This is a genomic window from Parendozoicomonas verongulae, from assembly GCF_009711465.1.
In the GTDB taxonomy this organism is placed as follows: Bacteria; Pseudomonadota; Gammaproteobacteria; order Pseudomonadales; family Endozoicomonadaceae; genus Sansalvadorimonas; species Sansalvadorimonas verongulae.
This window is the reverse complement of the sequence record NZ_SMME01000739.1, coordinates 1-8,300: the sequence shown is the minus strand read 5'-3', so window position 1 is coordinate 8,300 and position 8,300 is coordinate 1. Positions and strand designations below refer to the sequence as shown.

The window sequence follows — 8,300 nt, the reverse complement described above, 5'->3', positions numbered from 1 at the left end:
ATAAGGATGACGCCTAATTATATAGAGGTTGTCGTATAACCTTCTGAGCAGAGCGGATAATAGAGTTGCAGCTTTTTTTGTAGCAAGATAACTTGAATGAACAATAATAAGAAGGACTCAAAAAGAGGTGTTTCTATGGACGTTGATCAGAATGCCAGTAATCAGGAGAACAGGACGGTTGATAGTCGTGTTGATGCAGTTTCTGCTGTGGCCTTGATTATTCTGGCTGTAGCCGTTGCAGTGTACTGGGTATCAGGGCAGTAACTTATGGCCGCAAGAAAAGAAGCCGAACCTGTCGGCTTCTTGGAGCCTAAATCACTGTGTTTACTATGGCCAATAGTGTCAGGACGAATAGTGCGGTGAACACAATTCCAGCAATAATAAACTGACTGGGCTTCCCATCAGAAAAATCCTTTTCTCGCTTTTTGTTACTTTGTACGCCAAAGGCTGCAGCCAGTGTACTTTGAATCACCGACATCAACCCGGGCGGTCTTCGATCTTGTTGCTTGTTGTCTTGCATAGTGGCTCCCCGAGAGGACGCATTGTGCATTTATAATCTGAGTTACCACTATGTCGTGAGCGTGATGAAATATCCAGCTTACAGTTCCCTATGCCTTTCGCTTTCATTCTCATGAGAGGAGTCAGTATCAGCCAAACCGGGAACGCTGGTGACCTGTATCGGTTTAAATCGTAGGTTTAGACGTACACTCTGCTCCAGTGGTGCTCCACGGCGAAAGACGTCTTCAATAACAGCGGTGGTGCCATTCATGAGGGTGGCAATGTAGATGCCATCCCGCAGTTTCAGGAAAAATTCTTTGCCTGCAGAGCCGGCAAAAGAGTGGCGGTTGTACTGAATCATTCCGGCATTCGCCAGCATTGCTGTCGCTACGAAGGTTGCTGACATAGCTAATGGTGCGCCCCAGGAGTCCCCAAAATAGGATTTTAAGGTGTCCTTGCCAAAGATATTTCCCATGGAATAACCAGCCATTTTTGCGAAGCTGCCGCCCGCCAGACGAGTCAGATAACCTGCTCCTCCAAGGGACTGAATATCATCAGAGCTAAGATAGAGTAAGCCATAAACGCCGGCTGCAATAGGCAGGGTCAGGGATGTCATAACCGCATGAGTGCCCATATGCTCGAGAGTTTTGTTTTTCGTGAAATCACCGACAAAGTCTCGTACAAAAGGCGTTACGGCCTTGCTTACACCGATAATGCCAGCATTACTGATTTTGCCATGCAGGTCGGTTGTGCTGTCTTTGGCATGAGCGGCAGAGGTTAGCAGTGTGTAGAGTCCACCGGTGGCCACACCACCAAGAGCTTTGGTTACGACCTTGCGCACTTCCGGTGAAAGGCTGGTGACCCTGTCAACCATCTGCCCCGATACTTCCCCTAAAAACAGATTGGAAACGGAAATTGTACGTGATTGGGCAAAGAAACGAGTGGCCTGACCAAGACTCAGGCTTTTGCCAATACCCTCTACCTTTTTACTGACATTTTTCAGGCCACCACCGCCGAACATAATCACGGCTACAGCGCCTTTCGCAGCCCATTCCGGTGAAATCACGCCACCAAGGTGGTGTCTGTGATCTTCCAGAAGGTTCGCAAGATTGGTGTCGATTTCATCCGCTAGATTGTGCATCGTAGCCATGATCAGATAATGGCCTACGTTATGGGAGAAATTTGTACCTACATAGTCGTAATGAATCAGTTCGCCATCGGAGTCATAGGTGGGCTCAAGGCCACCCAGAGCGGCTACTGCACCAGCGAAAGGTATCAGAAGACGACCCATAGTTTCCAGAGAAGAGCGGCGGGGGCGAGCCTCAACAAGCTCCCAGCTCATATCCACCTGTGAATTGGCAAAGCGTCCACCGAGAGGGAGTCTGAATGGTATCTCGGAAGGTATGGCCTTGCCATCCAGACGCACACCACCAGGATTAATACCCAGTGCATGAGTGTCTATATCAATACTGGCAATGCTTTTCACCAGGTCGCTGCGGAAGCTGACTTTGGTTGCGCCATTGTTATCTGTTTCCGCGCGTACGTTGCCGGTTTTATCTTTGTAAAGTACAACAAGAGTGGTGGCTAAATCGTCTTCTGCCCATGCAGATCCCATAAAAGGCAGGGCTAACAAGAAGGGGAGTGATAAGTAGAGCTTTTTGAGCGTTCGCAGGATCGGCAGGTCTTGTTGAGCCAGCATAGGCACGTCCTCTTTACATCTATTGGCAACCGTAAAGAGGGAAGCGTAGACCTGCTTGGAGAGCCTGCAAGGGAATCGTTCTATTTTACAAAAAAAATACGATTATTTTCCTGTTGATCTGTAAAGGGTAGGGCTATTTCCCTCTTAATAGGCGGTTTTCCCCCTGTTCAATCTGTTTTTGAGTACCCTTGAGTAACAGAGAGTCACCGGGGTAGAGCTTCAGGTTCGGGGCCAGGGGGAGAGATTCATCATCACGGCTTACCCACTTAAGGATTACACCGCTTTTTTCAAGAGACAGGTCGCTCACAGTTTTGCCAACGGCCCAGGCTTCGTCGGGCAGGGTAACGCCGTGAAGAAGCTCGCAGGGTTCACCTTCTATGGTACGCAGGGCTTCCGACTGGCCAAAAAAGAAACCGTGAAGAATATCGTAGTGCTCTCGGCGCACCGACTGGATTCGCTGAGCAATAGAGTGCTCGGGCTGGCCCAGCATAGTGAGCACATGGCTGACGATGACGAGGCTGGATTCCAGAACCTCGGGCACAACCTGAGTAGCACCATTGGCTTTCAATTCGTTCATCTTGTTATCGTCGCGGGTTCTTATCAGGATCGGCACATTGCGATTAACGGAACGAATGCCTTTCAATGTATCCTGGGCGGCCTGTGAGCTATCGATACAGATGACCACCATACGTGCACGATGCAGACCTGCAGCCTGAACCAGTTCTGTACGTCGGCAATCCCCAAAAAACACCGGCTCACCTGCCCGGCTGGCTTCTCTAACGTGGATAGGGTCATCATCAATGGCCACAAAGGGTAAATTGTCTTCCCGCAGGAAGTGACTGATGGCCTGGCCCACACGGCCATATCCGAGAATCAGAATATGCTGGTTGACATCTTCGGTTTGTTGGCTGATTACGTCTGTTTCGTTGCGGGGCTCTTTGTGCTGCTTTTGCCCGGCAAAGAAATCTGCCAGTGGTCCGCTGTAGCGAATCAGTAGTGGTGTTGCTGCCATAGAGACGATGGTGACTGAAAGTACAAAGGAACTGGTGCCTGGTTGCAGCAGGTGAAACTGATTGGCGAGGGCCACCAGTGCAAAACAGAACTCTCCGCTTTGAGCCAGTGAAATACCTGTGCGAATCGCTGTCTTCTTACCGTTGTTAATAAACCATGCCAGCATGGTGATCATGGACGCTTTGAACAGAATTAACCCAGTGGCCGCCAACAGAATCATGTGCCAGTTTGCAATAAACAGGTCGAGATTCAGCATCAACCCTACAGACACAAAGAACAGCCCCAGCAGAATATCCCGGAAAGGGCGGATATCGGTTTCTATCTGGTGGCGATAATGGCTTTCCCCCAGCATCATACCGGCCACAAACCCGCCCAGTGCCATGGAGAGATCCAGCAAATGGGTGAGCCATGCTGCCATCAGGCACACGACAATGGCGCTGAGAACAAATAGCTCTTCAGATTTTGTGCGGGCAATTTCATGGAACATGCGGGGCAGGATGTAGCGGCCAACTAACACCATGAAGGCCACAAAACCAATACCCTTACCAAGGCTTAAGAGCAGTGATTCTGTCAGGCTGGTGCCACCAATACCAGCAAGGGCAGGAATCAGAATCAGAAACAGGACTGCCGCAATATCCTGAAAAATCAGCGTACCAATAGTCAGCTGTCCGTGCCGGGAGCGCAGTTCGTTCCGGCGGGTCAGCTCTTTGGAGACAATGGCTGTTGAGGAGAGAGATAAACCCGCTGCCATCACCAAAGTGCCAGCAGGAGAAAAGCCCAGCAGTAAACCACAAAAGCCAATCAGCAGAGTACAAATCATCACCTGCAATCCGCCCAGCCCGAACACAATGCGTCGCATCGCCAGCACATTGGCCAGCGAGAACTCAAGACCAAGGGAGAACAGCAGAAAAACCACGCCAATTTCTGCTAAAAGAGTAATGTCAAAACTGGTGTCAATAATGCCGGTAGCCGTAGGACCAAGTACCAGACCAACCATCAGGTAGGCAAGGGTATCCGGAATGTGCAGGCGGTGAAAGAGAGCAATTGCAAACACAGAGACAGAAAATATAATCAGCAGCTGGTTAAAAAAACCAAAATCCATACTCTGCTTTCCCCTAGATGTTTGTTGTTATGGTTTGATCGCCTGGTGAGGCTTTTTTGTACACATACTTGACAGTATGCCTCTCTCTAAGCGTATAAAACAGAATCAAAATCTGCACGCATACAGCATAGCAGTATGAGGAGAGGGCGCTTCCCTTGATTTACAAGCTCTGGAGCTGATTCGCTGTTATCTATCAGGAACTCTGCTTTTTATGGAAAAAGTTCTGTTTTACACAACAGCAGGCTGTCATCTCTGTGATCAGGCATGGAGCCTCATTGCCAGTGCGCCATTGGCGGCACCTGTTGAGGTGACGGTCGTGGATATTGCGGATGATGACAGGCTGGTGGTGCAATATGGAGAGCGTATCCCCGTCTTAGTCTATGGTGCCCATGAGCTGGGCTGGCCTTTTTCTCAAAGGGAAGTCTGTCATTTTCTGGAAAGGGAAACCCGTGGGTAATACAGAGAGCCTTTTCAGGCGACGTGGGAGTGTGTCATAGTGCATTGAGCCAAAAGTGTTTCCTGACGCAATAATAACAACATAATGCAGGAGTTGCTGTGCAGGCATTGAATGAGCAACAAAAAGCGAAGTTATTGAAGCGCGCTTCAACTGCGTCGGTCGTAACAGCCGGTGTACTTTTGGTCGCTAAACTGGTGGCCTGGGGAATGACCGGCTCGGTGAGTATTCTCGCCACCTTTATGGATTCTCTGCTGGATGCTTTTGCCTCGATTATTAATCTTGTGGCAATATCTATCGCCCTCAAACCTGCCGATGAAGATCACCACTATGGCCACGGCAAGGCGGAGCAACTGGCAGCTTTAGCACAATCAGCCTTTATTGCCGGTTCTGGCTTGTTTCTGATTCTTCATGCAGTTAACGGGATTAGTAATGGCACCGTGATTGAAAATAACCAGATAGCCCTTTCAGTGATGGCATTTTCAATGGCTGTAACCATGGGGCTTGTGATGTACCAGAATTATGTAGTGAAACAGACCGGCTCTCTGGCTATCCAAACAGATTCTATGCACTATCGCATGGATTTACTGACGAATCTTGGCGTTGTGATTGCGCTCATTCTTGCCACCGCAGGCTTACCTCTGGCTGATCCGATGATTGGTATAGCGATTGCCGTTTATATGATTTTCAGTGTAGGAACGGTAGCCTGGCAGGCGATCCAGATGCTGATGGATCAGGCACTGGATCAAGAGAAGGAACAGCTGATTCGAGAGCAGGTGCTGGCTGTGGAAGGGGTGCTGGATTTGCATAACCTGCGTACTCGTATGTCGGGTGTCACGCCGGTGATTCAAATGGATCTGGATATCAATGGCGGTCTGACTCTGGAAGCGGCTCACCACATTGGTAAGGTTGTGGAGCACCGTTTACTGGCTCATATGCCTGATGCGGATATTACTATCCACCTTGATCCAAACTGATCAATATACCGAAACTTCATCAGGCAGGTCTGTCATTGCTACCATCGTATTGTTTTTGATGAAAGTTTGGGTAGGGAAGAATCATATCTCGATGGGGGATACCATCCTCCAGATACATATCAGAATTATTCTGGAAGCCAAGGGACTGGTAAAACCTCAAAAGGTACTCTTGGGCGCCAATTTTAATAGCTCTCTGTGGCCATTGTTTGTGAATCACTTCAATAGACGCTTTGACTACCTGCGCCGCCAGACCTTTCCCGCGATGGCTGGATATGACAACCACTCGGCCAATGCTGGGCTCAGGATAACTCAATGCTGGAGGAACAATTCTGTTGTAGCCTATCAACTCTCCACTGTCGTCTAATAAGCTGACGTGAAGGGTTTCAGGATGGCGATCTTTTTCATCCAGCTCTGGATAAGCGCACTCCTGTTCTACGACAAAGACATCACACCTAAGTTTCAGGATGTCATACAGTGCGTTTATTGTAAGTTCGCTGAATGTTTTGACTTCTATTTGCATGGTTTTCATCTCTTGAGCTTCGATTGCAGCATAAATGCTCAGACAAATGAAATCATATATTCATAACAGAAAGCATCAAAGACACGTTTTAGTTTGGAAAGGACAAATGGCAGGGCCGATAACCAGACTAATCATCAGAGATCTGGGTTTTCGGGTCGGATATCTGAGCGATGGACATTATCATTCCACTGGATTTTTCCCGGACGATAAACAGATAAGGTCTGTTAACTTTGACCTGTATTGGCTGGGGAGCTGCTCCAAGGCTTACCCCCAGTGATGTGGTCGCTGCGAGCCGGGTTCCCTCCTCGTCAGTTTCCATCACAACCTTGTGCTGTACAAAATCAACAGTGAATGGCAATTTATCCGTTAACCGGCTCAGGTCTGGATTAGCTAATAAACCACCAGGCCAGCCAAGAGTGGCTTTCAAATTAATGGTCTGACTGAGCTTGAATTTGGGCATTATCAGCATCAGTTCCTGAGTGGGTGGAGTCATGTTGTCGAGAAGGGCTTCCAAAGTGGAAGGGTCTATGAATGCGGGAATTGTAGATTCTGGTGGCAAGAGAACAATGGCTTCATATCGCCCACCTTGATAAGGTATTGATACACCCTGCCAGTTGTTGTGGCAGACATACCCCATATTTCCACTATCACCTCTGTTTCCCTTGGACGTTTTTTTCATCATCCGGACCGGCTTTTGGCCACTGGGTGTCATGAACTGACCGTATACCGAATCAAACCGGGTCAGCCAGTCCCCTTTAAAATAGCAGGCATTAAGCATGACAAAAGACGCTGAAGGAAGAACTATGTCTTGATTCAGGGCATTACTAATCATGCTGCGGGTATGATGGTAAACCTCTTGGTTAACTGTGTGTATGGCTTCTGTGCGCCTTTGAGTATTACTGAACATAACCGATCTTATCTGTGCACCATTACTCCCGAGAATGGGGTTGTTCAGGAAATCATTTTTGACGTCAAGCTCTATGTCCAGAAGTATGTAGTTCACACTGTTAAATGCTGTATCGTCCACTCCCCGATTTTCTGTTTTCAGACTGTTAAGAAAACGGGACAAAATGTCGCCGGTATTTCCCAGTGCGTCTAACAATCTCTTATGGGTCTCCCCTGAAGCTCCTTGTGCAAACATAAGCAAAAGCGTGATTACACTGTGTGTACATAAAACATAATTGCTATGCTGCCCCCCCTCGCCGCTAATAGCATCCTGGAACAGATTCAGTCCTGTCTGGTTAAGGATTTTGACCAGCTGGTGAGCCGTCAGCAAAGGTTGCTGTACAGCAGCAGGCTCCGGGTTGGTAAAACTAAAGGAAGGGGTACTCCAGGGAGCAGCGGTTCCCAGACCCGTTCCCAGGCCTGTACCTAGACCCGTTCCCAGACCTGTACCCAGGCCCGTTCCCAGGCTCATGGCATCCTGTCTTTCCAAGGCATTTGGTGTCGGTGTCGGCTGTGGAAACTGGGTAGCTTCTGCTTGCTCTGAGAATTGAGCAGATGAAGTGTAATGGCTTATGTGAGCGAGAAGCCTTAGAGCATGCACCATATTTTCGGAGTTCAGACCTAACGGGTAATGGGTTTGTATAAACTCTCTGGCTAAAGGGTTCTGCCCTAATAGCTCGGCAGTCACTGCATCAATGTGTGCTTCCATAGGTGTGACTTCACTATTGGGACCCTCAGTGGGTATAGGTTGGGCACAAATGGCATGACCGGAAAAACCTGGTTTTACAGCCTTTACCCCATGAGGAAATGCTTTAGGCTCCTCCCCTGCCCAGATCAAAGATCCTTGCAGTAAACTGGCAGACATCAACAACCACAGAAGCCTTATAAGAGACATAAAGTACCAACCCTGATATTAAGCCCACTGTCACGTAACTCAGGCGGGCTCAAAAGGTTAGCATGAACCACAGACTATGCCGTGTGATAACGCTTGATTGACTGCTGGCACTCCTTGTTTGTGGCTGTCACTCAGGGTCATGGGCAAGGAGAGAGTTGCCGCAGCCTGATGCTATCAACGACACAGCAGAACAGAGTCT

General features: G+C 48.7%; 8 protein-coding genes. 3 read left to right on the top strand and 5 right to left on the bottom strand.

The window, feature by feature from the left end:
* The first annotated feature begins 96 nt into the window (after positions 1 to 96).
* Entirely contained in the window at positions 97 to 264 is a 168-nt protein-coding gene (locus E1189_RS23565) for a hypothetical protein (protein ID WP_196221201.1), read from the top strand.
* Between the two features lie 46 nt (positions 265 to 310).
* On the opposite strand, the gene E1189_RS04585 is transcribed toward E1189_RS23565, so the two are convergent.
* The 3 genes from E1189_RS04585 to E1189_RS04575 all read right to left on the bottom strand — a co-directional run bounded on the left by E1189_RS04585 (position 311) and on the right by E1189_RS04575 (position 4,310).
* Positions 311 to 520: a DUF2970 domain-containing protein gene (locus tag E1189_RS04585; protein ID WP_155158878.1), complete on the bottom strand. Its 210-nt coding sequence runs from the start codon at positions 518 to 520 to the stop codon at positions 311 to 313.
* Positions 521 to 598: 78 nt separating this feature from the next.
* Positions 599 to 2,197 carry a hypothetical protein gene (locus E1189_RS04580; RefSeq protein WP_155158877.1) on the bottom strand — a complete coding sequence of 533 codons (1,599 nt, stop codon included), beginning with the start codon at positions 2,195 to 2,197 and terminating at the stop codon, positions 599 to 601.
* A 133-nt stretch (positions 2,198 to 2,330) separates the two neighbouring features.
* Complete coding sequence (locus E1189_RS04575) at positions 2,331 to 4,310, bottom strand: monovalent cation:proton antiporter family protein (protein WP_155158876.1); 1,980 nt, start codon at positions 4,308 to 4,310, stop codon at positions 2,331 to 2,333.
* A 211-nt stretch (positions 4,311 to 4,521) separates the two neighbouring features.
* Here E1189_RS04575 and E1189_RS04570 point away from each other — a divergent pair, with 211 nt between their 5' ends.
* Positions 4,522 to 4,767 carry a glutaredoxin family protein gene (locus tag E1189_RS04570; RefSeq protein ID WP_155158875.1) on the top strand — a complete coding sequence of 82 codons (246 nt, stop codon included), beginning with the start codon at positions 4,522 to 4,524 and terminating at the stop codon, positions 4,765 to 4,767.
* Between the two features lie 98 nt (positions 4,768 to 4,865).
* Positions 4,866 to 5,741, top strand: a complete 876-nt coding sequence (locus E1189_RS04565; RefSeq protein ID WP_155158874.1) for a cation diffusion facilitator family transporter — start codon at positions 4,866 to 4,868, stop codon at positions 5,739 to 5,741.
* Between the two features lie 19 nt (positions 5,742 to 5,760).
* Here the strand turns inward: E1189_RS04565 and E1189_RS04560 are convergent, their stop codons facing one another.
* Both E1189_RS04560 and E1189_RS04555 read right to left on the bottom strand, forming a co-directional pair.
* Complete coding sequence (locus E1189_RS04560; protein ID WP_155158873.1) at positions 5,761 to 6,261, bottom strand: GNAT family N-acetyltransferase; 501 nt, start codon at positions 6,259 to 6,261, stop codon at positions 5,761 to 5,763.
* A 127-nt stretch (positions 6,262 to 6,388) separates the two neighbouring features.
* Entirely contained in the window at positions 6,389 to 7,915 is a 1,527-nt protein-coding gene (locus tag E1189_RS04555) for a serpin family protein (protein ID WP_196221200.1), read from the bottom strand.
* Positions 7,916 to 8,300: the final 385 nt, after the last annotated feature.

Coding starts and splice junctions, on each gene's coding strand:
- E1189_RS23565 (WP_196221201.1), top strand. CDS start 97: ATGAACAATAATAAGAAGGACTCAAAAAGAGGTGTTTCTATGGACGTT.
- E1189_RS04585 (WP_155158878.1), bottom strand. CDS start 520: ATGCAAGACAACAAGCAACAAGATCGAAGACCGCCCGGGTTGATGTCG.
- E1189_RS04580 (WP_155158877.1), bottom strand. CDS start 2,197: ATGCTGGCTCAACAAGACCTGCCGATCCTGCGAACGCTCAAAAAGCTC.
- E1189_RS04575 (WP_155158876.1), bottom strand. CDS start 4,310: ATGGATTTTGGTTTTTTTAACCAGCTGCTGATTATATTTTCTGTCTCT.
- E1189_RS04570 (WP_155158875.1), top strand. CDS start 4,522: ATGGAAAAAGTTCTGTTTTACACAACAGCAGGCTGTCATCTCTGTGAT.
- E1189_RS04560 (WP_155158873.1), bottom strand. CDS start 6,261: ATGCAAATAGAAGTCAAAACATTCAGCGAACTTACAATAAACGCACTG.
- E1189_RS04555 (WP_196221200.1), bottom strand. CDS start 7,915: ATGGAAGCACACATTGATGCAGTGACTGCCGAGCTATTAGGGCAGAAC.